This window comes from Piscinibacter defluvii (genome assembly GCF_004011805.1).
Classification (GTDB): domain Bacteria; phylum Pseudomonadota; class Gammaproteobacteria; order Burkholderiales; family Burkholderiaceae_C; genus Piscinibacter; species Piscinibacter defluvii.
Genome location: NZ_ML137196.1, coordinates 396235 through 422710, shown reverse-complemented (window position 1 = coordinate 422710; position 26476 = coordinate 396235). Strand labels below are relative to the sequence as shown.

The following is a 26476-nucleotide window of genomic DNA, read 5'->3' as shown; positions in this document are numbered from 1 at the left end:
GTCAGCCCCCGTTCTTCTTCGACAGCAGCGACAGGAACTCGCGCCGCAGGTTGGCGTCCTTCAGGAACGCGCCACGCATCACGCTGTTGGTCATCATCGATTCGTCGTCCTTCACGCCGCGCCAGTGCATGCAGAAGTGGTCGGCCTCCATCACGATGGCCAGGCCGTCGGGCTTGACGCGCTCCTGCAATTCGTCGGCCAGCATGATCACCGCCTCCTCCTGGATCTGCGGTCGGCTCATGACCCAGTCGCAGATGCGGGCGTACTTCGACAGCCCGATCAGGTTGGAGAACTCGTTGGGCAGCACGCCGATCCACACCTTGCCGAGGATCGGGCACAGGTGGTGCGAGCAGGCGCTGCGCACCTTCACCGGCCCGACGATCATCAGCTCGTTCAGGCGCGAGACGTTCGGGAACTCGGTGACAGAGGGCATCGCCTCGTAGCGGCCCTTGAACACCTCGCGCAGGAACATCTTGGCCACGCGCTTGGCGGTGTCGTTGGTGTTGTGGTCGCTCTCGGTGTCGATGACGAGCGAGCGCAGCACCTCCTTCATCTTCGACTCGACCTCGCCTTGCAGCTCCTCGAGCTCGCCGTCGGCGATGAAGTCGGCGATGTTGTCGTTGGCGTGGTAGCGGCACTGCGCACCCACCAGCCGGTAGCGGATGCGCTCGGAGGCCGGCAGGCGCGCCATCTCGTCCTCGGAGCGGAAGATCGGCGTGGCGGTTTCGGGGGGCATGGGCGCAATTCGGTGAAGCTGAGGCCGACAGGGTAGCGCAGCCCCGGGCGCACCGCCGCGGGGCGCCGGAGCGCCCGTAGACTGGGCACGGTGAACGACACCGCGCCCGCTTCCCCCCCTGCGCAGGCCCTGCCGCTCGAACGGCTGCTGCGCCACGCGGCCGACGCGGTGGCCGCGGTGCGTGCCGGGCGCAGCCTGAACGACGCGCTGGCGGCCTGCCCCGCCGCGGCGCGCGCCGGGACCCAGGCGCTGAGTTTCCACGCGCTGCGCTGGCTCGGCAGCGCGCAGGCGCTGCGCGAGCGCCTGGTGCCGCGTCCGCCGGCGGCGGCGCTGGACGCACTGCTGCTGACCGCGCTGGCCCTGCTCTGGCCGCGCGGCAACCCGCCCTATGCGCCGCACACGCTGGTGGACCAGGCGGTGGCCGCCGCGCGGCGGCGCCAGGCGTCCAGCGCCGGATTCGTCAACGCAGTGCTGCGCCGCTGGCTGCGCGAGCAGGCCGCGCTGGTGGAGGCGGTCGAGCGCGACCCGGTGGCGCGCCACAACCACCCGCGCTGGTGGATCGAGCGCCTGCAGCAGGACTGGCCGCAGCACTGGCAGGCCCTGCTCGAGGCCGACAACCAGCGTGCCCCGATGGTGCTGCGCGTGAACCGGCGCCATGGTGATGCGGCCGGCTACCTGGCGCGGCTGCGGGCGGCGGGGCTGGAGGCCACGCCGGCCGGCGACGCGGCCATCGTGCTGGCACAACCCTGCCCGGTGACGCGGCTGCCCGGCTTCGCCGCGGGCGACGTCTCGGTGCAGGACCTGGCTGCCCAGCGCGCCGCGCCGCTGCTGCTGGGCGCCGGCCTGCCGCCCGGCGCGCGTGTGCTGGACGCCTGCGCCGCCCCGGGCGGCAAGACCGCCCACCTGCTCGAACTCGCCGATCTCGAGCTGCTCGCGCTGGACAGCGACCCGGCGCGCCTGCAGCGCATCGACGAGACGCTGGCGCGCCTCGGGCTGCGGGCGCAGACCCGGGCGGCCGATGCGGCACGGCCGGCCGACTGGTGGGACGGCCGGCCGTTCGACGCCATCCTGCTCGATGCGCCCTGCAGCGCCTCGGGCATCGTGCGCCGGCATCCCGACGTGCGCTGGCTGCGCCGCGCCACCGACATCGACGCGCTGGCCGCCACCCAGGCGGCACTGCTCGAGGCGCTGTGGCCGCTGCTGCGACCCGGCGGACGGCTGCTGTACGCCACCTGCTCGGTGTTCCGCGCCGAGGGACAGGGACAGATCGACGCTTTTTTGCAACGCCATCCGGAGGCCAAGGTGCCTGCGGAGCCTGCCTCGCCCGGGCATCTGCTGCCGCTGCCCGACAATGGTCCGGATCGTCCGGAGCCCGCCACGGCGGCCGTTGCGGACGGGTTCTTCTACCAGCTGCTCGAGAAAACCTGAGCTCCCCGACCCGATGCGACGCGCGGCTCCCGTCACCGGTCAACAGAGCCCGCGCGACCGCCGCGACGGGGCTGCGCGGCGCCGCCTGCTCGCTGCGGCGCTGGGGCTGTCGCTCGCGCCGTGGCTGGGCGCGGCGCGGGCGCAGTCCGCCGGCGTCGAGCTGACCAGCCTGGAGGTGCAGCGCAACGACGACGGCCTCTTCCTCGACTACGGCTTGAGCTTCGAGCTGCCGCGCGGCGCCGAGGAGGCGCTGGGCAAGTCGGTGCCGCTGTACTTCGTGGCCGACGCCGAGCTGCTGCGCTCGCGCTGGTACTGGCGCGACAAGCGCGTCGCGCGGGCCACGCGGCAGTGGCGCATCGTCTACCAGCCGCTGACCTCCAACTACCGCGTCACCTTCGCCGGCATCAGCCAGACCTACACCACCCGCGCAGAGGCCCTGGCGGCGATCCGCCGCGGCGTGCAGTGGAAAATCGCGGACGCCGGCCAGCTGGAGGGCGGCGGCCATTACCTCGAGTTCAGCTTCCGGCTCGACACCTCGCTGCTGCCGCGCCCGATGCAGATCGGCATCGGCAACCCGACCGACTGGACGCTGGTGGTCGAGAAGACGCTGCAAGTCGACTGACACGCTCTGAACTGCCGGCCACGCGCCCGCGATCATGAAGAAGGCCACCCGATGGGCATGGATCGTCGCCCTGGTCGCCGTCACCGGCGCCGGCCTGGTGCTGGCCTTCCTGTTGTCCGTCGCGACCAACCGGCCGGCGCTGTACGAGCGCCACTACGTGTGGCTGTTCTGGGTCAACGTCACGGTGGCCTCGCTGCTGGCGCTGGTGATCGGCATCGCCTCGGTGAGGCTGGTGCTGCGGGTGCGGCGGCGCAAGTTCGGCAGCCGGTTGCTGCTCAAGCTGGCGGCGATCTTCGCCCTGGTGGGCGTGCTGCCCGGGCTGCTGATCTACACGGTGAGCTACCAGTTCGTCTCGCGCAGCATCGAGAGCTGGTTCGACGTGAAGGTGGAGAGCGCGCTGGATGCCGGCCTGAACCTCGGCCGCGGCACGCTCGACGCGCTGGTCAGCGAGCTGGCCGGGCGCACCCGCCTGGCCGCCGAGAAGCTGGGCGACACGCCCGGCACCGCGCAGGCGCTGGCGCTCGAGCGGCTGCGCGAGCAACTCGCCGCGCAGGAGGTGGCGCTGCTGAACCCGGCCGGGCAGGTGCTGGTGGCCGCCAGCAGCAGCGCGGCCGGGCTGCTCCCGGACCGGCCCACGCCGGAGATGCTGCGCCAGGCACGCGTCGCGCGGGTCACCGGCGTGCTCGAAGGCCTGGACGAGGACGGCGGCAACGCCGCGCAGGCGCGCATCCGCGTGCTCGCGATGATTCCGAGCGCCAACCTCTCGCTCGACGACCAGCAGCGCTACCTGATGGTGCGCCAGCTGCTGCCGGCCACGCTGACAGCCAACGCGCTGTCGGTGCAGGCCGCGTACCGCGAGTACCAGCAGCGCGCGCTGGCGCGCGACGGCCTGCGTCGCATGTACATCGGCACGCTGACCCTGGCGCTGGTGCTGGCGGTGTTCGGCGCGGTGCTGCTGGCGGCGCTGCTGGGCAACCAGCTGGCGCGGCCGCTGCTGCTGCTGGCCGAGGGCGTGGACCAGGTCGCGCATGGTGACCTCTCGACCAAGCCGGTGTTCGCCTCGCGCGACGAACTCGGCGGCCTGACCCGCTCCTTCGCCGACATGACCGAGCAGCTCGCCGAGGCGCGCGAGCTGGTGCAGCGCAGCGTCACGCAGGTGGAGTCCGCGCGCGCCAACCTGCAGACCATCCTCGACAACCTGACCGCCGGCGTGATCGTGTTCGACCGCGAGGGCCGCATCGAGACGGTCAACCCGGGCGCGACGCGCATCGTGCGGCTGCCGCTGTCGGCCTACCGCGGCCGGCCGCTGGACGAGGTGCCCGGGCTGGTGGACTTCGCCAAGCGCGTCGGCCAGCGCTTCGAGCTGCACGCCGCCAGCCCGGAGGCCGGCGAGCGCGACCAGTGGCAGGACAGCTTCGAGCTGCAGACCCAGGACGCGCAGGGCCGCGACCGCGACACGCTGACGCTGCTGGTGCGCGGCGCGGCCATGCCGCAGGGCGCGCGGCTGATGGTCTTCGACGACATCACCGAGGTCGTCTCGGCGCAGCGCAGCGAGGCCTGGAGCGAGGTGGCACGGCGCCTGGCGCACGAGATCAAGAACCCGCTGACGCCGATCCAGCTCTCGGCCGAGCGGCTGCAGCACAAGCTCGAGGCCAAGCTCGAGGCGCCCGACCAGGCCATGCTGGCACGCTCGGTGGCCACCATCGTCGCGCAGGTGCAGGCGATGAAGACGCTGGTCAACGAGTTCCGCGACTATGCGCGGCTGCCGGCCGCCAACCTCAAGCCGCTGAACCTGAACGCGCTGGTGGGCGAGGTGCTCGCGCTGTACGGCGCGGCGCAGGAGGCCGGGCGGCTGCATGCCGAGCTGGCGCCCGACCTGCCGGCCATCGTCGGCGACGGTCCGCAGCTGCGCCAGGTGATCCACAACCTGGTGCAGAACGCCTTCGACGCCGTGGCCGACCAGAGCGACGGCCATGTGCGCCTGCGCACCGAGCTCGCGCGCGGCGAGCATGGCGAGGTGCGCTCGGTGCGCCTCGTGGTCAGCGACAACGGCCACGGTTTCCCCGACAAGGTGCTCAAGCGCGCCTTCGAGCCCTATGTAACGACCAAGGCCAAGGGCACCGGGCTGGGCTTGGCAGTGGTCAAGAAGATCGCCGACGAACATGGGGCGCGGGTGCGCATCGCCAACCTCGGGGTGGCGGACGCCGCCGCGAGCGGGCACACTCCCGGCTCCGCCGCCTCCCGCAGCGCCGCGAAAGGCGCCCAAGTTTCGCTATCATTTTCGAAGCTCGCTCCGGCCGACAGCCCCCCCGCTGTCGCGGCGGCCGCCGACAGCCGGACGCACTGACCATCCATGGCGACCATTCTTGTTGTTGACGACGAACTCGGCATCCGTGCCCTGCTGTCGGAGATCCTGAACGACGAGGGCCACACCGTCGAAGTCGCCGAGAACGCGGCCGATGCCCGTGCGGTGCGCGAGCGCCTGCGCCCCGACCTCGTGCTGCTCGACATCTGGATGCCCGATGTCGACGGCATCACGCTGCTGAAGGAATGGGGCGCCACCGGCCAGCTGAACATGCCGGTGATCATGATGAGCGGGCACGGCACGATCGACACCGCGGTGGAGGCCACCAAGTACGGTGCGATGGCCTTCCTCGAGAAGCCGATCACCCTGCAGAAGCTGCTGCGCGCCGTCGAGCAGGGGCTGGCCAAGCCGGTGCGCCCTGCCGCGCCGCTGCCCGGCGGCAACCACCACGGCATCGATGCCGCGCTCACCGTCGAGGCCGCGATGACCGGCGGTGCGATGCTGCCCACCACGCCGCTGATGTTGGGCCCGCAGTCCGAGCAGAGCTTCGACCTCGACCGCCCGCTGCGCGAGGCGCGTGATGCCTTCGAGAAGAGCTACTTCGAGTTCCACCTGGCGCAGGAGAACGGCAGCATGACGCGTGTGGCCGAGAAGACCGGCCTGGAGCGCACGCACCTGTACCGCAAGCTCAAGCAGCTCGGTGTCGACCTCTCGCGCAACAAGCGCGGCGGGCCGCTCTGAGAAGCCCGGCTATAATCGCCGGCTCGCGGCCAAGTAGCTCAGTTGGTAGAGCAGCGGATTGAAAATCCGCGTGTCGGTGGTTCGATTCCGCCCTTGGCCACCAGACGACGATTTCGGGACGTTCCAAGTCGTCCCACGAAGTCCAGAAAGCCCTAGAGAATCAACGCTCTAGGGCTTTTTTGTTGTCTCACACGGTTGCAAGCCGACCCTGACGTTCTCGGGGATCGAGGAGTACGTTCTGGAGTAGCGGCCTGGAGTAGGGCCGAAAACAGGGCGTTTACTCCATGGCTCGTTATCTCATCCCCTCGGACACCTTCCTCAAGGCCATCAAGCCGGGCGATCCGCGCAAGCGAATCAGCGATGGCGACGGGCTCGTCCTGTTGCTCTTCGTGAAGCCTGGCGAGCACGGGTGGCGGTTCGACTATCGCTTCGCCGGCCGGCGCAACATGCTGTCTTTCGGCAACTACCCGGACACGACGCTGGCCATCGCGCGCCGCAAGGCCGATGCGGCGCGGCGGCTTCTGGCGGAGGGCTTCGACCCCAGCCAGCAGCGCAAGGCCGAGCGGCAGGCGCAGGTCGAGGCCTACGAAGACAAGAAGCGTGTCGCCGACGGGCTGCCGCCGCGCGGCTCGTTCGAGGAAGTCGCCCGTGAGTGGTATGCCGTGCGCAAGGACGGCTGGGCGAGAAGCTACGGCGACAAGATCATCGCCCGCTTCGAGAACGACGTCTTCCCGTGGATCGGCAAGGTGCCGGTGGCCGAGCTGACGGCGCCCCCGCTGCTCGAGGTGATCCGTCGCATCGAGGCGCGCGGCGTGGTCGAGACGGCGCACCGCGCGCTGCAGGACTGCAGCCAGGCGCTGCGCTACGCGGTGGCCACGGGCAAGGCGTCGAGCAACCCGGCCCGCGATCTGAAGGGCGCCCTGCGGCGGCCGATGACGAAGCACTTCCCCGCGATCACCGAGCCGGCCCGCTTTGGCGAGCTGCTGCGCGCGATCGACCACTATGCGGCGACGCCAGTCGTCCGCGCCGCGCTGCGGCTCGCGCCGATGCTGCTGTTGCGCCCCGGCGAACTGCGTTTCGCCGAGTGGACCGAGATCGATCTCGACGACGCGCTGTGGACCGTGCCGTCCATGCGGATGAAGCGGGAGCTGCGTCAGAAGCTGCACGGCGCGCCGCACCTGGTGCCGCTCTCGCGCCAGGCGGTCGCGGTGCTGCGCGACCTGCAGCCGCTGACCGGCAACGGGCCTATGGTGTTCCGCGGCGAGCGCCATCACGACCGCCCGATGAGCGACAACACCGTCAACGCCGCGCTGCGCGCGATGGGCTTCCCGACCGACGAGGTGACGGGCCACGGCTTCCGCGCGACGGCGCGGACGATGCTGCACGAGCGACTCGGTTTCGATCCCCACGTGATCGAGGCGCAGCTCGCACACTCGGTGCAGGACGCACTCGGCCGCGCGTACAACCGCACCGAGTTCCTCGAACAGCGGCGGAAGATGATGCAGGCTTGGGCAGACTATCTGGACAAGCTTCGCAAGGCGCCGACCGACAGCGCAGGCGCGAAGCGCTGAATCTGCGTCGAAATCTTGCGGCTCATGACGTGCCGCGAGCGCCTAGAGTTTCCCGAGGCACATCACCGAGGGAAGCCGCATGCAGCACCTGCGATTCGCGACGGAAGCCACTCCACCGGCGATCCTCCGCCTGCCGGAAGTCATGCGCCTGACCGGGCTCGGTCGATCGACGATCTACCGGCTGCTGGCGGCCGGGCAGTTTCCGTCGCCGGTCCAGCTGTCGGTGCGTGCCGTGGGCTGGCGGCGAAGCGACGTTGACCACTGGACTGCAGAACGACCGCAGGTGTCGCACTAGAGCAGTCCAGCTTCCCTCAGGAACCGCGTTGCTTCGCTCCTCATGCCGGTCGAGATGCTCTCCCAGGTGTGGGCCGGGAAGTCCTTGGGCAGCCGTTGCTCCAATCGCGCGAGCGCGACCTCGACGCTGCTGACGAGCTCGATCATCGCGGCCCACACTGTGTCCCCTCCGTGTTTGGCCGCCAGTTGCTGCCAGTGGCGCGCCTGGATCGTGTGGAACAGGTAATGCGCGTTCTTCGAGCGCACGGCCATCGCCAGGCCCGCCTTGCGCGGCCTGAACTGGTTGGCGCCGTCACCGTAGTAGGGCCACATCGACAGGACGTCGTAGAGCGGCGTCATCCGATAGGCATCGCCGCGATCGAGATAGATCGAGAAGTTCTTGGCATGGCCGTCGGTGGCCGCCATCAGCAGGAACGCCAGCTGCGTGAGCAGGAAGAGGGTCGTGTCCTCACGGTCTGCACTGCCCTGCAGTAATTGCAGGCACTTCTGCATGCCGGGGCCGCCGCCTTGCTCGTACTTCCGATCCGGTCCAACGCCGAGCGCCTGGCAGAAGTCTTCCTGGGGTAGGCGTGCGATCCACTTCCCCTTGTCCATCCACTCCCGGTCGAACCGCTCGACGACCAGCACGGTCTGTTCGCCGAAGGTCTCCATCGAAGTGGAGGCGACCGGCAGCCCGAGCTCCGCGACGATCTGCGCGCACAGCCATTCGTTCTGGACCGAGTCCGACGCATCTACCCGCTTCGAGCCACCGATGAGACCCAGCGGCAGCTTGATGATGTGGGTGGTGGGCGTGGCGCCATGCGGCCGGCACCACTTGCCCTTCCACCGGGTGAGTGCGGTTTTCTCCTGCGCGCCGGCGATGGAGATGCGGAACAGGTCGTCGTCGTGGATCGACCCGGGGTCGGTGTCCGACGGCACCGCCTGCAGCAGGTCGACGATTTGCGCCTCGGTCAGCGGATCGCACTCGATCCGATCCCAACCCTCCGGGGTGATGCCCTCGGGCAGGAGCTGCACAGCGCCCACGCAGTCCCGGCCGATGGCCTCCAGCAGGTCGAAGATCTCGCCCGAGCGCAGGCCGAAGCGCCGGCGCAGGCGCGAGCGGATCCGTTCGTTGTCCGGCAGCAGGTTGTCGAAGTAGTTGCGGACCTGCTGACCCTGGATCTCCAGCGATCCGCTGATGAGTAGGGAGAGCGAAAGCGACCGCCGGCGTGGCGACTCCAGCCAGGATGGCTCGTAGCGGAAGGCGTGCGAGTTCCGGTCGACGATCCAGGTGCCGACCCGCTCACCGTTCATCCAGGCGTTGAGCGACTGGGTCACCACGAGCCCTTCTTGGGGCGGGCCACGAGGGTACGACGGGATTCGGCCTCAGCCTCAGGCGGTCTGCTTGATGGCTTGGGCTGTGGCTTGGGGGCTTTCGGCTTCGAGGCCTTGACCGCAGGGGCGCGGGCGGCGACCGGCGCGACCGCTTCCTCCTGCAGGGTCAGCGAGACCCCCAGCACGGACAGCAGCTTCATCAACTGCTCGAAGTTGACGAGGCCCGGGTTCGCTTCGATCTCCGCGATTCGCGCCTGGCTGACACCGATGAGTGCGCCGAGTTGGGCCTGAGTCAGGCCATGCCGTTTTCTCAGCGCCCGCAGATGCTGGCGGAGTTGATCAGGGAAGCGGACAGGGAAGGCAGCGACCATGGCACATCGTATAAGCCGTGGCCTGTGAACGCAATAAACAAGCTACAGCAAGTTCCGTCAACTTATCGGCCAGGGCCAATACCTTCGCGCCATAGGCTGAAGGCTGTGGGGTGACGGCAAAGCCGAGAGCCTCGAAGTTGAAACGATGCGTGACCGAATCGCTGAGCCGCGGCACGTCCTCTCTCGGCACTGCAAGGAAGGACAGATCTTCCTCATCCTGGAAGAGCTCGGCGATGGCTGGCGCGTCGTTTGCGTAGAGGGATTCGCTCGTTTCCACGAGCCGGCCATGGTGGTCCACGAAAACGGCCTCGTTCTCGAAAACGGACATCCAACTCGGTCGCGGCACTGGCTTGCCGAAGGCGGGCCGCAGTACCTTCTCCGCGCGCTTGTAGATGGCGAGCGCCTCTTTCTCTCGCTCGGCGCGGTCGGCAATTGTGTTGAGACTCGTCAGCGCATTGACCACCTTCGCGATGGGTAGGTCGCGAGGAATGTCCAGCCAGTCCTGGAAGAAGGCCTGGAAGTCCTTGAATTGACCTTCGAGAGGTGGGTAGGCTCGCCGCAATAAGACATCAATGCGGCTAGGGGATGAGCGACAGCGTCGAGTACTACCGACAGTTCGCTGCCGAGTTCTTTCGCACCACAGTTGCCGTCGACATGGCGGCGATTCGGCAGCGGTTTCTCGCCTACATCCCAGCCGGTGCCCGAATCCTCGACGCAGGCTGCGGCTCGGGACGAGACGCCAAGGCGTTCGCCGCATTGGGCTTCTCGGTCACCGCGTTCGACGCCACGCCCGAACTTGCCTCCTTGGCCACCGAGCATTGCGGCTTTGAAGTCGGCGTTCGCCGATTCGAGGATGTCGATGAGACCGCCGCCTATGACGGGATCTGGTGCTGCGCCAGCCTACTCCATGTCCCGCTCTCCGAGATGCAAGACGCGCTGTCGCGGCTTTGGGCCGCGCTGGCGCCGGGCGGCACGCTCTACTTGAGCCTCAAGCACGGCCGTGGCGAGCGACTCCACAACGGCCGGCGCTTCACCGACGCCGACGAGGAGACGATTCGGACCTGGTTCAGGCCGTTCGCCGAGGTGCTCGGCATAGAAGTCTGGCTGACGCGAGACCAGCGCCCCGAGCGAGACGAGGCATGGACGAACGCGCTCGTCATGAAGGCGCCGCCAAGCGGCCGGCGACTCGTCACCGGCGAAGCCGACCACTTCCTGCCACACCTCTCGGCGGCGATCGCAAGCGCTACGGAAGTCGACCTGGCCGTCGCCTTCATAAAGACCACGGGGCTGCGGCTACTGCTGCCTGATCTGCAGGCGGTCCTCGCACCGGAGGCGAAGCGCCGTGTCCGTGTCCTGACCAGCGACTATCTGGACATCACCGACCCTGAAGCACTGCGTCTGCTCTTGCTGCTGCGCGAGCAGGGCGCCGACGTGCGTGTCTTCGTGACGCAGGGCAGCAGCTTTCACCTCAAGGCCTACATCTTCGCTGTCCATCGGGCCCGCCGCAGGTCGTGTCGAGGATCTGGTCCAGCGCGTGACGGTTACGCAGGCCTGTCAGCGCATCGAGCTCGACACGCTTGAGCAGTTGCTGGTTGCGCTCCTGAAGGGTGTGGCCACCGCGGCCGCCAGCGAGCGGCGCGCTCCGACGATGCCTGCGGTGTCGTCGTCAAAGACTTGGATGCGGTCGCGCCCCGCCTCCTTGGCCGCATACAGGGCCTGGTCGGCCGCGGACAGCGTCTTCTCGATGCTCGCTTGTGCAGCAAGCGACGCGACACCCACGGTGATCGTGACCCGCAGCTCCTGCCCGTCTGCCAGTGCGATCGGCACACGTGCTGCTTCGACGCATCGGTCCGCCAGCTCGGCGCCTCGCTCGAGAGGCATCGGCACGAAGGCGACGAACTCGTCGCCTCCAAGCCGCGCTACCAAGCTGCTGGATGGCAGTGGCGTCCTGATTCGGTTTGCGAGTGCGCGCAGGACTTCGTCACCGACCGCGTGTCCATGCCTGTCGTTGATCAGCTTGAACAGGTCGATGTCGATGATCATCAGCGTTCCGGACGTGCCTGCAGTCCGGACTCGCTGGAGTTCCTCCATGAAGGCCAGGCGGTTGATGAGGCCGGTCGGCAAGTCTCGGCGGCTCATCAGATCCAGTCGCTCGGCCTCCGTGGCCACGTCCTGCCTTCGCTCCGCTCGGCGGAGCAGAAGCCTCAGGAGGCGGCGCTCTAGCGTTCGCAACATGCGTTGTGTTCCGGGCAATGGCGGGTTGGGCGAATTCTCGTTTGGCGCGCCGGCGTGAGCCTGCCTGTGCGGTGAACTGCGGCGCCAGCGCAAACTTGTTCACGGATCGTCGCGTGGTCGCCTCGGTGGCTGGGCCTGAGCGCAGCGGTATGCCCTTAAGGGCATGAATCGCGATAATGCTTTCAGAGGCATTTATTGCACAAATGCTTCCTAAGGCATAAAGTGTTCCGGTATGGAATACCTCATCCAAACCCCTGGCCAGCTCTCCAGCCAGCTTCGTGCACTGCGCAAGGCACGAGGCCTGAGCCAGATGCAGCTCGGCGCCATGTTGGGCGTCGGGCAGACGCGGATCGCACGCATCGAGCGCGATCCGACAGCGATCAGCTTGGAGCAGTTCCTCAGCATCCTGAGCGCGTTGGGTGTGCAGATGGCGCTGCGCCCCACGGGCGCCGAGGCCGCCGTCTCCGGCGCCGCGGCCGGGAAGCGTCGCCCGACGGAAGAGCCCTGGTAGGGGCGAGCCGTGGCCGAACTCCACATCTGGATGAACGGGATGCCCGTGGGCGTGTGGACCACACTGCGCACCGGCACGCCTGTGCTGCGCTACCACGAGGCCTGGGCGCATTCGGACGAAGGGCGCGCGCTGTCGCTGTCATTGCCCTTCACCGCCGACCTCGAACACCGCGGAGACACGGTCACACACTACTTCGAGAACCTCCTGCCCGATAGCGCCGACATTCGCCGCCGATTGCGGCGGCGCTTCCATGCCCGCTCGGACGAGGCGTTCGATCTGCTCACAGCCATCGGACGCGATTGTGTTGGCGCAGTGCAGCTGCTGCCACCGGGAGCTGAGCCCGGAGGCTGGAACCGCGTCGACGCCCAACCGCTGAAGGACCGCGACGTCGAGAACCTCCTTCGGGTGGTCACGTCGGAGAGCCCGCTCGGCCAGGGTGACGACCACGACTTCCGCATCTCCATTGCCGGCGCGCAGGAGAAGACCGCACTGTTGCGGATGGGGGGCAAGTGGTATCGCCCTCACGGCGCGACGCCCACGACCCACATCCTCAAGCTCCCCCTGGGCTTGGTCGGCAACATGAGGGTCGACATGACCGACTCGGTCGAGAACGAGTGGCTGTGCGCCCGGATCATGTCTGGACTCGGGTTCGAGATGGCGACGACGGAGATGGCGAGCTTCGGTGATGCGAAGGCCCTCGTCGTCACGCGATTCGACCGGCGATGGCAGGGCGTTGCCGCTGGCGCCGAGACGAAGGCGCGCTTCAAGCCTCCGGAAGGAGCCTGGATTGCGCGTCTACCTCAGGAGGACTTCTGCCAAGCACTCGGGATCGCGCCGGATCGCAAGTACCAATCCGACGGCGGTCCCTCGGCGCAAGATTGCCTGCGTGTTCTCGCTGCAAGTGAGCACGCGGAGGAGGACCGGGCCACGTTCGCGCTGGCGCAGTTCGCGTTCTGGTTGATGGCCGCCACTGATGGGCACGCCAAGAACTTCTCTCTCCGGCACCGACGAGGGGGCCACTTCAGCCTGACGCCGCTGTATGACGTACTGTCCGCTTGGCCGATCATTGGGGACGGGCCGAATCAGATTGCGTATCCGCGGGCCAAGCTGGCCATAGCCGTCCGCGGCGAGAACCCGCACTACAGGATCAAGGACATCCAGCCGCGTCATTGGAATCGCTTGGCTGACGGATGCGGAGACAAGGTCTGGCAGCGCATGATGGCCATGGCTGACGGTGCCGAGGACGTATTGAGCAAGGTCGAGGGCCAGTTGCCCCAGGGCTTCCCGCACCGCGTCTGGACCTCCATCTCAACGGGAGTGAAGCGGCACGCGCAGTTGTTCCTGCGTGGCGCAGAGTCCCTGTAGGAAAGACGTCGCATCGCAGAGATGCACAGCCTACGGGCGTCTCATTCGACCAAGACGACTGCAGAGTTGGCTTCCAGTGCCTGCAACAGTTGAATGAGTCGACGAGGCGGCGGCATCAGGAGTGAAAGCAGCTGCCTCGCGGGCTGTTCAAGTGGCTGCGACTCTCCTACAGAGACGATAGCGCCCAAGTCAAAGGTCGCGGAAGCTGCCGTTAGCCTGATCGACGCCCTAGGCAGCCCATAGGTGCTGCCCCCGTCGCTGCAGCGCAGGGTGACGCTCAGATGGCCAAGGTTTCCGGGCGGGGGGGGCGCCGATGCTATCGGATGCGCGTGCGTCAACTCTGCGACGGGGCATGGTTATCGGTTCGGGGCCACCAAGGCAAGCGTGGCCCCGCGACAGCTGCCGCGGGGCCACGTGAGGGACGCTTCGAAGGGCTACGCGCCTACACCTTCATCCAGTGCGACCAGCGCGCAATCGTAGACGCAGGTCAGAGTCCGTTCAACGTGATGGCCACCGTCCTCTACGGCGGAGCTCCGCAACTGGTCATTCAGTTCTCGCACCAGTCCGAAGGGGTTCGTTTCGGCGTGCAGAAGGTGTCCGCCCAAGTGATACAGCATGCCCATGCCGATGTCGGTGCAAGCGAACACAGCGCGGACGGCGTCTTCGTCCAGCGAACCATCAGGGCCAGCCAGGAAGTCGACCAACTGCTCGAACCTGTCCAGGTAGTAGCGCGACCAGCGGCGCAGCGCTCTCAGCGGGCGGTCGGAGTCTGGGCCTTCAGTCTGCTGCGGTGGCTTGCGTTGCCCCGGTCCGGCTCGCATGAGTTCGCCGGCTCTGTCGAACGCGTGACTGAACGCGTCTTGCAGGGCTAGATTGGCCCGTCCATGAATGGATGCGTCGCTGCGGAGATTGTCGGCCACTACCCGAATTCGCTCGATGAGTTCGGGCAGGGTCGTCGGCGCTCGACCGAAGTCGGCGACGACCAGTTCAGCGTAGGCCAGGGCTTGTCGGAGGCCCTGCGTGTCTTCCGTGTCGAGCGTATCGACGCAGTCGCGGCCTCCGTGCTCATCACCGAGCAGGTGGAGCTCGGTGCTGACGATGAAGTAGTAGACGAACGCGTACATCACGGCTGCAACTTCGACAGGACGCGCGTGTTGGATATGTGTGTCAGACATTTGCATTGCGGGTCATTGGTGGTGTGGGCGGATCGGCGCGAGCGCGCCGATCCGCCCTGGCAATCAGTGCTTCAGCGTGTGTTGAGCCAACGCCGCGGCGCGGTGCTTCAGGTGGTCCATGCCCAGCACGACGTTCACGTGACTTGCTGCGTCTCTCGCGACGCTGGCTTGTTCGGAGTGGCCCGTTGCGCCAAGCAGCACGTCCAGCGACAGCGCACGTTCCACGAACGTTGCGAGGTCACGCTCGACCGAGGCTTTCGACCTGCTCGCAGCCATCGGGCGAGACTGCGTGGGGGCGGTGCAACTGCTGCCGCCCGGCGATCGCCCCGACGGCTGGAACCGCGTCGAGGCGGAGCCGCTCGACGAGGGGCAGGTCGGGCGCACGCTCGCCGCGGTCACGTCCGACGCCCCGCTCGGCCTGGGCGCGGAGGACGAGCTGCGGCTGTCGATCGCCGGCGCGCAGGAGAAGACGGCGCTGCTGCGCATCGGGCGCCGCTGGCATCGCCCGCACGGCGCGACACCGACCACCCACATCCTGAAGCTGCCGCTGGGCCTGGTCGGCAACATGCGGGCCGATATGAGCACCTCGGTGGAGAACGAGTGGCTCTGCAGCCGCATCCTGCGCGCCTTCGGGCTACCGGTCGCGGAGACGGAGATGGCCCGCTTCGGCGAGACCAAGGTGCTCGTCGTCACCCGCTTCGATCGCCGCTGGGTCGGCATCGACAGCGGCGCGGAAACGAAGGCACGCTTCAAGCCGTCCGAGGGTGCCTGGATCGCGCGGCTGCCCCAGGAGGACTTCTGCCAGGCGCTCGGCATCGGACCGGAGCGCAAGTACCAGAGCGACGGGGGACCGTCGATGCAGGACTGCCTGGCGGTGCTGGCCAGCAGCGAGAGCGCCGACGAAGACCGTGCCATCTTCGTCCTGGCGCAGTTCGTGTTCTGGTTGCTCGCGGCGACCGACGGGCACGCCAAGAACTTCTCGATCCAGCACCGCCGGGGCGGCCGGTTTCAACTGACCCCGCTCCACGACGTGCTGTCGGCCTGGCCCATCATCGGCGACGGACCGAATCTCGTGCCCTACCCGCGCGCCAGGCTGGCGATGGGCGTGAAGGCCGGCAACATGCACCATCGGCTGCGCGACATCCAGCCGCAGCACTGGCGTCGGCTGGCAAACTCGGCGGGGGATGAGATCTGGGCACGCATGTCCGGAATGATCGAGGCCACGGAGCGCGTGCTCGAGACGGTCGAGAGCGAATTGCCTGACAGTTTCCCAGCCAAGCTGTGGGCAGCGGTCTCCGGCGGGATCAAGCGGCACGCCACGGCATTCCGCCAAGGCCTGGCCCAGGAATGAGCGCTCCGATCAACCTGGACGGGGCCGACCTGGCTGCAGCACTGGTTTGCCGGGTCGCCGTCTTGCGTACTGCGCGCCGGCGCACTTCGCTGCGCGGCACCGCGAGGGCGCTCGGTTATCCTGCGATCCATGGCCAAAGTCGGTAACCACCGGTGAGCGGGACGAAGCGCGGTGCCTCCGAGCCGCCGGCATTCGACGCCCACGCCTATTGGCAGGCGCGGCACCGGAAGTTCGGTGCCGATTTCCGGGGCGTCGGCAATGTCTCGCTGACGGGCGAAGCCAACGAGAGGCAGATCCACCAGAAGGCGCTCCTGCTCGCTTACCTGCTCGGCCGCCTCGGCGTGTCGCGCGGGGCGCGTGTGCTCGATGCCGGATGCGGGCGCGGCTACCTGACCATGCTGCTGGCGCAGACCGGTTTCGACTGCGTCGGCTGCGACGTGTCGCAGGACGCGATCGAGAACGCCTACGGGCGCGACCGGGTCGCCTACGTGCAGTCGCCGCTGGCGACGCTGGACCTCGGCGAGGCGTTCGCTGCCGTCCTGTGCATCGATGTGCTGTACCACGTGGTCGACGACGAGGAGTGGCAGCGCTCGCTCGCGGCGCTGCTGGCGCACACGCAGCCGGGCGGCCATCTGTACATCGTCGAGAACCTGACCTCCGAGCCGAGCCACTCGCCCCATTGCCGCTGGCGGACGATCGCGGACTACGAGGCCTTCTGCCGCCAGGGCCGAGCGCGCATCGTCGGCGTGGAGACGTACACGCCCCTGGAAATCCAGCGCGAGAAGAGCGTCCTGCTCATCCAGGCCTAGGCCGGGCCGATTGCGCCACGCCGGCTGACCGATGCGCCCGGACGCAGGCGCCGTTCGCATGCGCGCAGCGCATGTCAGCGGCTCGATTCGTCGTTTGAACGACGCGCCGCCCGCCCGCAGACTGCGGGCATGACGATTCGAACCGACACCTCCACGCGGTCGGCGCTGTTGTGGGCCGTCGCCTGCGGCGGCCTGGTGATGGGCGCCTCGGTGGGCTTCCGTCACGTGCAGGGCCTGTTCCTGCTGCCGATGACCCTGGAGCGCGGCTGGTCGCGCGAGACCTTCGCCTTCGCGCTGGCCGTGCAGAACCTGTGCTGGGGCCTGGCCCAGCCCTTCACCGGTGCGATCGCCGACCGCTTCGGCTCGCGCCGCGTGCTGCTGGCCGGCCTGCTGCTCTACGCCGCCGGCGTGCTGCTGATGGGGCGCGCCGGCACGCCGCTGCAGTTTCACCTCGCGGCCGGGCTGTTGATCGGGCTGGCCCAGTCGTGCACCGCGTTCGGCATGGTGTACGGCGCGCTCAGCCGCATCGCGCCGGCGCCGGAGCGCGGCTGGGTGCTCGGGCTGACCGGCGCAGTGGCCGGCACCTTCCAGTTCGTCGGCGTGCCGCTCACGCAGGCACTGCTGGCCACCATCGGCTGGCAGCAGGCGCTGATGGTGCTGGCCGGCCTGCTGCTGCTCGCGCTGCCGGCCGTGCGCGGCCTCGACGACCGCGCCGCCCTGCAGCCCGCCGCGGTGCCCGGCGCCGCGGTCGAGCCGGCGGCCAGCCTGCGCGAGGTGGTGGCCATCGCCCTGCGGCATCGCGGCTTCCTGCTGCTGAACCTGGGCTTCCTGAGCTGCGGCTTCCACCTCGCCTTCATCGCCACCCACCTGCCGGCCTACCTGCTCGACCAGGGCGTGGCGCCGCGGGTGGCCGTCACCGGCCTGGCGGTGATCGCGCTGGCCAACATCGCCGGCACCTACTGCTGCGGCCACCTCGGCGCCCTGGTCCGGCGCCGGTACCTGCTCAGTGGCTTGTACCTCGTGCGCACCGCGGCGATCGGCCTGTTCGTCGCCACGCCGCCCACGCCCGCCACGGTCTATGCCTTCTGCGCGGTGATGGGTTTCCTGTGGCTGGGTACCGTGCCGCTCACCAACGGGCTGGTGTCGCAGATCTTCGGCGTGCGTCACCTCTCCACGCTGTTCGGCCTGGTGTTCCTCGGCCACCAGCTCGGTTCGTTCCTGGGCGTGTGGATCGGCGGCTGGGTGTTCGACCACCATCGCTCCTACGAACTCGTGTGGTGGATCGCGCTGGCGCTCGGCCTGCTGTCGGCCGCGCTGCACTGGCCGATCGACGACCGGCCGGTCGCGCTGCGCGCGCGGCTGGCGGCGGGGCAGGTGTGAACCCGCGCGGCGCACTGGGCCTGTTCCTGCTGGCCGCGGCGCTGGTGGCCGCGGCGGCGACACTGGGCGCCTACACGCAGCCTGCGCGGCTGCTGGAGTGGCTGGCGGTGGTCAGCCTGTGCGGATGAGGGTCGGGTGCGGCGATGATGGCGGCCTCGTGACGAGCAGGAGGGAAGTCGACATGGCAGAGGACGATCGCACCGGCGCATCACCCCGTCCGGTGGCCCTGGTGGCGGCCGAGGTGGCGCCGCGGGCCCGTCAGTCGGCGTACCCGCCGGAGTTCGCGCGCCGAATGCATGGCCGCGAGAAGCGGGCGCTGGGCGACGCCTTCGGGCTGCGCAACTTCGGCGTCAACCTGACGCGCCTGGCGCCGGGCGCCTGCTCGGCGCTGCGCCATGCCCATGCGGTGCAGGACGAGTTCGTCTACGTGCTCGAAGGTGAGATCGACCTGGTCACCGATCGCGGCAGCACGCGGCTGCGCGCGGGCATGTGCGCAGGCTTCCGCGCCGGCACGGGTGATGCGCATCACCTGATCAACCGCAGCGCCGCGCCGGCGGTCTACCTCGAGGTCGGCGACCGCCTGCCGGGCGACAGCGCGTCGTACCCTGACGACGACCTCGTCGCGCTGTCGCGCGACGGCGCCTGGGTCTTCACGCGCAAGGACGGCACGCCCTACGACTGAAGGTCCGAGACGGCCGGCCCACGGTGTTCTGACGCCGCGATCGTCTTCAGCTGCTCGCGCAGCGCCTTGCGCCCCGCGCTGTTGGTGGCGCGCCAGGCGGCCAGCGCGAGCTCGAGGAACGCCGTCTCGGCGGCCGACGGCAGCGCGGGCTTGCGCACCGCGTCGAGCCAACCCGCCGGCCGGCCGCAGGCGGCTTCGATCTGTCGTGCCAGCTTGTCGCCGATCGGGCGCGACGCCTTGATCTGGCTCCACATGCTCGGCGAAATCTGCAGCGTCGCGGCGAAGGCCTGCTCGAGTCCCTTGGGCGCCGCACCTGCGGCGAGCGCCTTCTCGGCGAACTCCTGGAACAGGGCGAGGGCGTTCTGTCGGCGGGTGAGGGTGATGTTGGACACGGATCGTGGGCGGCATGCAACGCGTTCGGACCCCATTGTCGCAGGGGGTTGACGATGGGGTAAAGACTCTTTACAGTCCGCCCCCATCGTGAACCCGGCTCCTCCGAGCCACCCGTCGAACCCCAAGGAACTCGTCGTGAACGCGCGCCACATGTACCGAACCCACCGGCCCTTGCAGGGACGGGTCGCGTTCGTCGCGTCGTTTGCGGCGCCGGCGGGCAGGGCCGTGCCAGCGTGTGCTCGTCTCGATCGGCAGGAATGGCCGTTGATTCCAGGGGAAGGAAGCGCCTAGGCGCACGCCTTCCACGCTCTGTTCGCAGAGGCCCGGAATCCGACAGGTTCCGGGCCTTTTTCGTTGTCACTTCAACCGGCCGGCGCGTTGGCACCGGCCCGGCGGTCCGAGGGATCGCCACCACCGGCATCGGTGGATGCTCTTTAACAACCTGCCGCAAGACGACCTCGGTACTGGCCGGGGAAACGTCTTGCACCGTCTGCCAGGCACCGGTTCGTCCACTGCGACGCACTGGCGTCTGCGCAGACCCACTTCGGGTGTGTCCATGCACTCCGAGGCCACGCGACATGGTGTTGGTGGCCCGGGATGTGCGCGGTCCCTGGCCAGACCACGTGCAGCGAGACACCACATCCGACGGGATGCTCGCGTTTGGGCACAGCCGAAGTGGACTCTTGCGTTTCGTCGTGTTCGTCCAGGGCCGAAGGCCGGGCTCAGCCCGAGCCGTCCCGCACGCGACACCAGTTCAGGAAGCCCCTGTCGAGCTCACGCTTCAGGGGTGGAAATCGGCCGCAACGATTGGGCGGCGCCGGAACCCGTCACCGGATGGAATGAATGCCTCGTTGACTCAGTGGCCAGAGTGCCGGCCTGTCGCGCCGGAAGCCGCGGGTTCGACTCCCGCACGAGGCGCCAGATCGGGCGGGCGGAAGAGCCGATGACGGTTCGACACCTGCCACCGGGACCAACGGCCGGCATGTGCCTGGGTGTGGCCGCAGCTCGATGGAAGCGCTGCGGGATGTGGCCTCACCGGGGCCGGCCCTGCATACGTCCGTAGCTCAGCGGCCAGAGCGCGACCCTCCGAAGGTCGAGGCCGGTGGTTCGAATCCATCCGGACGTGCCAGATCCCATCCCCAACGTCACGGCCCGGAAGGGAGGCCGACCATGCACCACCAACACCACCACAGCCACGTGCTGCAACTCGACATCCAGGGCACGCCGCAGGCGTGGATCTCGCTCGAGCAGGCAGCGGTTCACGTGGCCACGGGCGCGGTGGCGTGGGCCGAAGGCCGCGGTCCGCTGGCCACGCTGCGCGGCTGCCGAAGTCGTCGCGCATCGGATCGCGCCTGAACTGACGACGTTCGGGCGCCCAAGAATCCATCGCCAAAGGCAAAGGCTCACAGGCCCGGGGTTCGTGAACCCCGCCGGTGTGCGGCACCCGGATCCGTCCGTCGGTGCCGCCCATGCCGCCTGCCGGAAGCGACGGATGCCACCGTTGGTTAGCTCAGTGGTAGAGCAGCGCCCGATCGGGCGCCTGTCGCGGGTTCGACTCCCGCTCCAACACCTGGACTGCCAATCCAGAAACAAGCGGTCGAAAGACCACCGCCGGACGTGCACCAAGGGCCCTCCGAACGATCGCCCGGGCGTGCATCAGCGGCAGCTGCCCGTGCGCCGGGCACGCGGGGCTCCGCATCCACGCCCAGCCGAGCTCGCCTTCAGGGAGGAGGCGAGCGACGCGCAGCGTGGACCCGGGCCCGGGCACCCGGCGTCCGCGGCCGTCGCTGTAACGGCACCCATTCAATGCACGCACGAGAACAAGGAGAAGTCACATGAAGTTCAAGCGCGTCACCGTGAAGAAGAACGAGCGCGGCCTGCTGCTGCGCAATGGCGATTTCGAGCGCGTGCTGCAGCCCGGCACGCACTGGCTGTTCGACGGCCTCGACACCCTGCGCGTGGAACTCTTCGCGCTGGAGCAGGCGGTGTTCACGCACGCCCTGGCGGACTACCTCATGGCCAAGGAGCCCGAGGTGGTGGCCGCCGAGTTCGTGCGCGTCGAGCTCGCGGAACACCAGGTCGGCCTGCGCAGCGAGAACGGCACGCTGGTCGAGCTGCTCGCGCCGGGCACCCGGCGCCTGTACTGGAAGGGCCTGGTCGACGTGCAGGTGGACGTGGTGGACATCGCCGACAGCGCCGAGCTGGCGCCCGCGCTCGCGGCGCGGCTGGTGCAGTCTCCGATGCGCCTGCGCGGCATGACCGGCCTGAACTACGTGCTGCAGGTGCAGGTGAGCGAACACGCCGCCGGCATCCTGTGGATCGACGGCAAGGTCGAGCGTCTGCTCGGCCCCGGTTCCTACGCGTTCTGGAAGTTCAACCGCAACGTGGCGGTGGAGCTGGTCGACCTGCGGCTGCAGACCGTCGAAGTGGCGGGCCAGGAAATCCTGACCCGCGACAAGGTGGCCCTGCGGCTGAACCTCTCGGCCACCTGGCGCTACACCGATGTGCTGAAGGCGCACAAGGAACTCGCCAAGCCCGCGGACCACCTGTACCGCGAGCTGCAGTTCGGCCTGCGCGCCGCCGTGGGCACGCGCTCGCTCGACGAGCTGCTCGAGAACAAGACGGTGATCGACGAGGTCGTCACTGCCCAGGTCAAGGCGAAGCTGGCGGACTACGGTCTGCAGCTCGACGGCGTGGGCGTGAAGGACATCGTGCTGCCGGGCGAGATGAAGACCATCCTCGCCCGGGTGGTCGAGGCCGGCAAGTCGGCCGAGGCCAACGTGATCCGCCGGCGCGAGGAGACGGCAGCCACCCGCTCGCTGCTGAACACCGCCAAGGTGATGGAGGACAACCCCGTCGCCCTGCGGCTCAAGGAGCTCGAGACGCTGGAACGCGTGGCCGAGCGCATCGACAAGATCTCCGTGTTCGGAGGTCTGGACCAGGTGCTCAACGGTCTCGTGAAGCTCCGGTGAGCGCCCGCCCCGCCCGCACGAGTTGCGGGCGGGGTGTCACTCACCAAGGACAAGATCATGAAGAACGAACAACTCCCGGCCATCGAGGTCAAGGTCAAGCAGCCGCCGGTGCTCTTCACGCGCACGCAGGCGCTGATCCGCGCGCTCTCGGCGCGCCTGGGCGGCCCGCTGGTGGCCTACTGGAACGGGCCGCGCGGCGCGGTGTGCCACTCCGACGTGATCGCGCTGTACCACGTGCTCGAGCGGCTCGGCCGGCACGACACGATCCACCTGTTCCTGAAGAGCGATGGCGGCAGCGGCCAGGTGTCGCTGCGCCTGGTGAACCTGCTGCGGCAGCACTGCCGCCGCCTGGTGGCGCTGGTGCCGCTGGAGTGCGCCTCGGCCGCGACCATGGTCGCGCTGGGCGCCGACGGCATCGAGATGGGCCCCACGGCCTACCTCACCGCGGTGGACACCTCGCTGAACCACGCCCTCTCGCCGGTGGACCGCGACAACGACCGCGTCAGCGTCAGCCTCGACGAGCTGCAGCGCGTCATCAAGCTCTGGCGCGACCAGCAGGGCCAGGGCAGCGCCGTGCCGGAGAACGCCTACAAGTCGCTGTTCCAGTACGTGCACCCGCTGGTGATCGGCGCGGTGGACCGGGCCGAATCGCTCTCGTTGATGCTGTGCCGCGAACTGCTGGCCTACCACATCGACGATGCGGCCCAGGCCGAGGCCATCGCCTCCGCGCTGAACGGCAAGTACCCTTCGCACAACTACCCGATCCTGCTCGACGAGGCGGTGAAGATCGGCCTGCATGCCCAGCGCATGCCGGCCGACGTCAACGCCCTGCTGCTGCAGCTCAACGCCTGCTACAGCGAGATGGGACAGAAGGCGACGACCGACTTCGACGAGCTGCGGGCGCACAGCAACGAGATCGTCAACATCTGGGAATCCACCGAAGCCCAGGTCTACTACCAACAGGACAAGGACTGGTTCTACCGCGCCGAGGAGCGGCGCTGGATCGCCTTGAACGACAACAGCGGCTGGCGGCGCATCGAGCGGGTGGGCCAGCGCATCAAGCGCGGGTTGCTGCACGTGGCCTGAGCCCGGCGGCCGCACGAAAGGAGAACGAATCATGGAAAGCAGCGCCATCCACGAAGACGTGCCCGGTGGCGTGCCGCTGAAGATGTGGACACGCGGCGTGCCCGTCGAGGACGAGGCCAAGCGCCAGCTGACCAACGCCGCGCGCCTGCCGGTGGTCTTCAGGCACATCGCGGCCATGCCCGACGTGCACTTCGGCATCGGCGCGACGGTGGGCTCGGTGATCCCGACGCTGCGCGCCATCATCCCGGCCGCGGTGGGCGTGGACATCGGCTGCGGCATGATGGCCTGCAAGACCACGCTGACCGCCGAAGACCTGCCCGACAACCTGGGCCCGCTGCGTGCGGCCATCGAGCGCGCGGTGCCGCACGGCCGCCAGCCCGGCAGCCGCGACCCCGGTGCGTGGCAGAAGCCGCCGGGCGCGGTGACCAGCGCCTGGGCGCAGCTCGAGCCCGGGTTCAGCGAGCTGTGCCGCGACTACCCGAAGCTGGAGAAGACCAACCACCTTGCGCACCTGGGCACGCTGGGCACGGGCAACCACTTCATCGAGGTGTGCCTGGACGAGGCGGGCCACGTGTGGTTCATGCTGCACTCGGGCTCGCGCGGGGTGGGCAACTTCATCGGCACGATGTTCATCGAGCTGGCCAAGCAGGACGCGATCCGGAACCAGGCCAACCTGCCGGACCGTGACCTCGCCTACTTCGAGGAAGGCAGCCGTTACTTCGGCGACTACGTGCGCGCCGTGGGCTGGGCGCAGAAGTTCGCCGCCATCAACCGCGAGGTGATGATGCGCCGCGTGATCGAGGCCGCGAAGACGGTGATCCGCAAGAACTTCCAGAGCCACGTGGAGGCGGTGAACTGCCACCACAACTACGTGAGCAAGGAGCACCACTTCGGCGAAGACGTGTACGTCACCCGCAAGGGCGCGGTGAGCGCAAAGGCCGGGCAGCTGGGCATCATTCCCGGCAGCATGGGTGCGCGCAGCTACATCGTGCGCGGCAAGGGCAACCCGGAGTCGTTCCAGAGCTGCTCGCACGGCGCCGGCCGCGCGATGAGCCGCGGCGAGGCCAAGCGCCGCTTCACGCTGGCCGACCACCGCGCCGCAACCGTTGGCGTCGAATGCCGCAAGGACAAGGACGTGATCGACGAAACGCCCGCGGCCTACAAGGACATCGACGCCGTGATGGAAGCGCAGCGCGACCTGGTGGAGGTGGTGCACACGCTGAAGCAGGTGGTGTGCGTGAAGGGGTGAGCGGCCGGGCCCGGCTTGGCCAGTGCGGGGCGTTCGACGGGAGTCGGGCGCTCCGTTTTCCTTTCGGGGCGGTCACCCGCGGGTCAGCAAGGCCGATGACCGCTGCACCCGACTGCACGGGAGCGCGTCAGCTCGCCCTGCCGTTGACCTCGTCCACCTGCCCGTTCAGCGTCCAGTAGTCGTACAGCACGCCCACCAGCAGCAGCCCACCGGTGAGCAGCCACAGCAGCCCGGTGAGCCATTTGCCGAGGTAGAAGCGGTGGATGCCGAAGATGCCCAGGAAGGTCAGCAGCACCCAGCTGACGTTGTAGCTCTTGGGGCCAGCCACGTAGCGGAGGTCGGCGTCGCGGTCCATGCCGGGGATCAGGAACAGGTCGATGATCCAGCCGACGAACAGCAGGCCCAGGGTGAAGAACCACAGCGTGCCGGTGAGCTGACGCCCGTAGTAGAAGCGGTGCGCGCCCATGAAGCCGAATATCCAGAGCAGGTAGCCGATGGTCTTGCTGTGGGTGTCGGGATTGGCGGTCATGGTGGGTCCTGTCGTCGTCGAGGGGGGGACGGGCTCGAGTGTCATCCGAACCGACCCGCCACGACCAGCGCGACCCGGCCGCAGGGCGGGCGACCACCTCGCCGACGGCGACCATCTCGATCCGCCGGGTAGCCGCCGCTGTCGACAGGCGGCTGTGCAGTCAGCTGTCGGGTGGGCCCCGGCCGCCGCGACCTCGGGCGCCTCAACGCCGTCAACTCACACCGAGCCGGGTGGCGGCTCGCGCAGGATCGCCACGGTGTCAAAGCTGTCCGCCGTGCGGAGGGCCATCTCGCGCCTTTGCTGGGCCTCGTGGCCTTGCACGCGCCACGAGCCGGCGTAGGGGCTTTCGTCGGGCGCCATGTGGATCTCGGCCTGGCCGAAGTCGGAGAGCCAGTCGTCCTGGAAGACCATGTTCGGCAGGAACTCGTCTTCGGGCGCGTTGCGGTAGTCGACGAAGTTCCAGCCGCGGAAGTCGCTCAGGCGCCCGGCGGTGAACTCGCAGAGCACGTCGCTGCGTGCCGACGGAAACACCAGGCCCTGCGCACCTGAGCGGCGCAGCAGGTTGCCCAGGCCCTTGTCGAGGTCGCTGCCGCCGCGGTCGGGCACCATCAGGTCGGGCAGCATGGCGACGAAGGTGTCCAGCCTGCGCGCGTTGGGCATCGTGAACAGCTCGTTGCCTTGCGGCAGGAACGCGGCCAGCCATTGCTGGGCCTCGCGCTGGCGCAGGTCGAACACGCGCTCCACCTCGATCGGCTCGATGTCCAGCGGCAGATAGAGCATGAAGCCGTAGCCCGGCTCCAGCGGCGGAATCAGGCCCGAGGCCATGCACTCGGCAAGGATGGGGTTGGGCGCACCGGTGGTGCCTGGCGGCAGCTTGAGCCGCAGACCAGCCGGTGCCTGACAGTGCTCGTGCAGCAGCTCGGCATGTTCGGGCATGACCAGGTCCTCGATCAGCACATGGTCGGCGTCGCCTGCGTCGAAGTAGGCCCCGAGCTCGCGAGCCAGCGTGCCGCGGTCGTTGCCGTGCTCGTCGTTGCACACCGCGTAGTACGAGCCGCGCGGCAGCGAGGTGCCGCCCGACCAGCGCCTGCGCACCGTGTCGAGCACGAAGGCCTGCTGCACGCTGCCGCTGGCGCGCGCCGCGGCCAGCGTGGCACGCGTGTGCTCGGAGACCTCGCGACCCTGGGCCATGAACATCGGAAACGCGCGCTTCATCAGGGCCGTGCCGAGCGGGTTGAGGAACGACGGCCGCATGAACTTGACCGTCGCGCGGAAGGTCGTGAGCGGCAGGTTCGATGGCATGGCGGCGTTGTCGTGGCTTGCCGCGCGGGCTGCGCGAGCGATGAACGCAGCATAA

The 26476-nt window shown here is 68.7% G+C and carries 28 protein-coding genes and 4 tRNA genes; 22 read left to right on the top strand and 10 right to left on the bottom strand.

Annotation, left to right across the window (positions count from 1 at the left end):
• Position 1 precedes the first annotated feature (1 nt).
• The gene (gene folE / locus D9C15_RS01895; RefSeq protein ID WP_240668278.1) at positions 2-691 is read right to left on the bottom strand and encodes a GTP cyclohydrolase I; all 690 of its coding nucleotides are present in this window, start codon (positions 689-691) and stop codon (positions 2-4) included.
• Positions 692-826: 135 nt separating this feature from the next.
• Here folE and rsmB point away from each other — a divergent pair, with 135 nt between their 5' ends.
• The 7 genes from rsmB (at position 827) to D9C15_RS01860 (ending at position 7698) form a co-directional block, all read left to right on the top strand.
• Positions 827-2164: a 16S rRNA (cytosine(967)-C(5))-methyltransferase RsmB gene (rsmB, locus tag D9C15_RS01890; RefSeq protein WP_240668250.1), complete on the top strand. Its 1338-nt coding sequence runs from the start codon at positions 827-829 to the stop codon at positions 2162-2164.
• A gap of 13 nt (positions 2165-2177) precedes the next feature.
• Complete coding sequence (locus D9C15_RS01885) at positions 2178-2786, top strand: DUF4390 domain-containing protein (RefSeq protein ID WP_127995722.1); 609 nt, start codon at positions 2178-2180, stop codon at positions 2784-2786.
• Positions 2787-2820: 34 nt separating this feature from the next.
• Positions 2821-5133 carry a sensor histidine kinase gene (locus D9C15_RS01880; protein ID WP_127995721.1) on the top strand — a complete coding sequence of 771 codons (2313 nt, stop codon included), beginning with the start codon at positions 2821-2823 and terminating at the stop codon, positions 5131-5133.
• Positions 5134-5139: 6 nt separating this feature from the next.
• Entirely contained in the window at positions 5140-5832 is a 693-nt protein-coding gene (locus tag D9C15_RS01875) for a response regulator (RefSeq protein WP_127995720.1), read from the top strand.
• A 27-nt stretch (positions 5833-5859) separates the two neighbouring features.
• Positions 5860-5935: transfer RNA gene (locus D9C15_RS01870), tRNA-Phe, on the top strand.
• Between the two features lie 181 nt (positions 5936-6116).
• Positions 6117-7403 carry a tyrosine-type recombinase/integrase gene (locus D9C15_RS01865; protein WP_127995719.1) on the top strand — a complete coding sequence of 429 codons (1287 nt, stop codon included), beginning with the start codon at positions 6117-6119 and terminating at the stop codon, positions 7401-7403.
• 79 nt (positions 7404-7482) lie between these two features.
• Entirely contained in the window at positions 7483-7698 is a 216-nt protein-coding gene (locus D9C15_RS01860; protein ID WP_127995718.1) for a helix-turn-helix transcriptional regulator, read from the top strand.
• Here D9C15_RS01860 and D9C15_RS01855 read toward each other — a convergent pair.
• Genes D9C15_RS01855 through D9C15_RS01845 form a run of 3 tightly spaced genes read right to left on the bottom strand, consistent with a single transcriptional unit; the run spans position 7695 to position 9944 of the window.
• Positions 7695-9017 (bottom strand): HipA domain-containing protein, encoded by a 1323-nt coding sequence (locus tag D9C15_RS01855; RefSeq protein ID WP_375138737.1) that lies wholly within the window; start codon positions 9015-9017, stop codon positions 7695-7697. The genes D9C15_RS01860 and D9C15_RS01855 overlap by 4 nt on opposite strands.
• Complete coding sequence (locus D9C15_RS01850; RefSeq protein ID WP_127995717.1) at positions 9011-9382, bottom strand: helix-turn-helix domain-containing protein; 372 nt, start codon at positions 9380-9382, stop codon at positions 9011-9013. The genes D9C15_RS01855 and D9C15_RS01850 overlap by 7 nt, the downstream gene beginning before the upstream one ends.
• Complete coding sequence (locus D9C15_RS01845; protein WP_127995716.1) at positions 9351-9944, bottom strand: hypothetical protein; 594 nt, start codon at positions 9942-9944, stop codon at positions 9351-9353. Before D9C15_RS01845 ends, D9C15_RS01850 begins: the two co-directional genes overlap by 32 nt.
• A 23-nt stretch (positions 9945-9967) precedes the next feature.
• Between D9C15_RS01845 and D9C15_RS01840 the strand changes: the two genes are divergently transcribed.
• Complete coding sequence (locus tag D9C15_RS01840; protein ID WP_127995715.1) at positions 9968-10963, top strand: methyltransferase domain-containing protein; 996 nt, start codon at positions 9968-9970, stop codon at positions 10961-10963.
• Here D9C15_RS01840 and D9C15_RS01835 read toward each other — a convergent pair.
• The gene (locus D9C15_RS01835) at positions 10937-11551 is read right to left on the bottom strand and encodes a GGDEF domain-containing protein (RefSeq protein ID WP_164886616.1); all 615 of its coding nucleotides are present in this window, start codon (positions 11549-11551) and stop codon (positions 10937-10939) included. The genes D9C15_RS01840 and D9C15_RS01835 overlap by 27 nt on opposite strands.
• Before the next feature lie 298 nt (positions 11552-11849).
• Between D9C15_RS01835 and D9C15_RS01830 the strand changes: the two genes are divergently transcribed.
• Complete coding sequence (locus D9C15_RS01830; protein WP_127995713.1) at positions 11850-12128, top strand: helix-turn-helix domain-containing protein; 279 nt, start codon at positions 11850-11852, stop codon at positions 12126-12128.
• Between the two features lie 9 nt (positions 12129-12137).
• Entirely contained in the window at positions 12138-13493 is a 1356-nt protein-coding gene (locus tag D9C15_RS01825) for a type II toxin-antitoxin system HipA family toxin (protein WP_259372590.1), read from the top strand.
• Positions 13494-13927: 434 nt separating this feature from the next.
• On the opposite strand, the gene D9C15_RS01820 is transcribed toward D9C15_RS01825, so the two are convergent.
• A complete protein-coding gene (locus D9C15_RS01820; protein ID WP_127995712.1) occupies positions 13928-14617 on the bottom strand; it encodes a hypothetical protein in 690 nt (229 codons plus the stop codon).
• Positions 14618-14731: 114 nt separating this feature from the next.
• Positions 14732-14893, bottom strand: coding sequence for a hypothetical protein (locus tag D9C15_RS33295; RefSeq protein ID WP_164886615.1), 162 nt, complete (start codon positions 14891-14893; stop codon positions 14732-14734).
• 73 nt (positions 14894-14966) lie between these two features.
• Here D9C15_RS33295 and D9C15_RS01815 point away from each other — a divergent pair, with 73 nt between their 5' ends.
• From D9C15_RS01815 to D9C15_RS01800, 5 genes are all read left to right on the top strand, one after another.
• Positions 14967-16019: a HipA domain-containing protein gene (locus D9C15_RS01815; protein ID WP_240668249.1), complete on the top strand. Its 1053-nt coding sequence runs from the start codon at positions 14967-14969 to the stop codon at positions 16017-16019.
• Positions 16020-16171: 152 nt separating this feature from the next.
• On the top strand, positions 16172-16828 hold the full coding sequence (locus D9C15_RS01810; RefSeq protein WP_127995710.1) for a class I SAM-dependent methyltransferase: 657 nt from the start codon (positions 16172-16174) through the stop codon (positions 16826-16828).
• 129 nt (positions 16829-16957) lie between these two features.
• Positions 16958-18208 (top strand): MFS transporter, encoded by a 1251-nt coding sequence (locus D9C15_RS01805; protein ID WP_127995709.1) that lies wholly within the window; start codon positions 16958-16960, stop codon positions 18206-18208.
• Complete coding sequence (locus D9C15_RS34305; protein ID WP_259372589.1) at positions 18205-18336, top strand: hypothetical protein; 132 nt, start codon at positions 18205-18207, stop codon at positions 18334-18336. The genes D9C15_RS01805 and D9C15_RS34305 overlap by 4 nt, the downstream gene beginning before the upstream one ends.
• 53 nt (positions 18337-18389) lie before the next feature.
• Positions 18390-18890, top strand: a complete 501-nt coding sequence (locus tag D9C15_RS01800) for a cupin domain-containing protein (protein WP_127995708.1) — start codon at positions 18390-18392, stop codon at positions 18888-18890.
• Here D9C15_RS01800 and D9C15_RS01795 read toward each other — a convergent pair.
• The gene (locus tag D9C15_RS01795; RefSeq protein ID WP_205854699.1) at positions 18881-19282 is read right to left on the bottom strand and encodes a hypothetical protein; all 402 of its coding nucleotides are present in this window, start codon (positions 19280-19282) and stop codon (positions 18881-18883) included. The genes D9C15_RS01800 and D9C15_RS01795 overlap by 10 nt on opposite strands.
• Positions 19283-20128: 846 nt before the next feature.
• On the opposite strand from D9C15_RS01795, the gene D9C15_RS01790 reads away from it, so the two are divergent.
• The 7 genes from D9C15_RS01790 (at position 20129) to D9C15_RS01760 (ending at position 24590) form a co-directional block, all read left to right on the top strand.
• Positions 20129-20204 (top strand) — tRNA-Asp (locus D9C15_RS01790).
• 132 nt (positions 20205-20336) lie between these two features.
• Positions 20337-20412: transfer RNA gene (locus D9C15_RS01785), tRNA-Arg, on the top strand.
• A 41-nt stretch (positions 20413-20453) separates the two neighbouring features.
• Positions 20454-20639 carry a hypothetical protein gene (locus D9C15_RS01780; protein ID WP_127995707.1) on the top strand — a complete coding sequence of 62 codons (186 nt, stop codon included), beginning with the start codon at positions 20454-20456 and terminating at the stop codon, positions 20637-20639.
• A 143-nt stretch (positions 20640-20782) separates the two neighbouring features.
• Positions 20783-20853, top strand: a tRNA-OTHER gene (locus D9C15_RS01775).
• Between the two features lie 265 nt (positions 20854-21118).
• The gene (locus tag D9C15_RS01770) at positions 21119-22255 is read left to right on the top strand and encodes a slipin family protein (protein WP_127995706.1); all 1137 of its coding nucleotides are present in this window, start codon (positions 21119-21121) and stop codon (positions 22253-22255) included.
• A 57-nt stretch (positions 22256-22312) separates the two neighbouring features.
• Positions 22313-23341 (top strand): hypothetical protein, encoded by a 1029-nt coding sequence (locus D9C15_RS01765; protein WP_127995705.1) that lies wholly within the window; start codon positions 22313-22315, stop codon positions 23339-23341.
• Positions 23342-23372: 31 nt separating this feature from the next.
• Entirely contained in the window at positions 23373-24590 is a 1218-nt protein-coding gene (locus D9C15_RS01760) for an RtcB family protein (RefSeq protein ID WP_127995704.1), read from the top strand.
• A 127-nt stretch (positions 24591-24717) separates the two neighbouring features.
• Here the strand turns inward: D9C15_RS01760 and D9C15_RS01755 are convergent, their stop codons facing one another.
• Complete coding sequence (locus tag D9C15_RS01755; protein WP_127995703.1) at positions 24718-25119, bottom strand: TM2 domain-containing protein; 402 nt, start codon at positions 25117-25119, stop codon at positions 24718-24720.
• Between the two features lie 216 nt (positions 25120-25335).
• On the bottom strand, positions 25336-26421 hold the full coding sequence (locus tag D9C15_RS01750) for a hypothetical protein (RefSeq protein ID WP_127995702.1): 1086 nt from the start codon (positions 26419-26421) through the stop codon (positions 25336-25338).
• Positions 26422-26476: the final 55 nt, after the last annotated feature.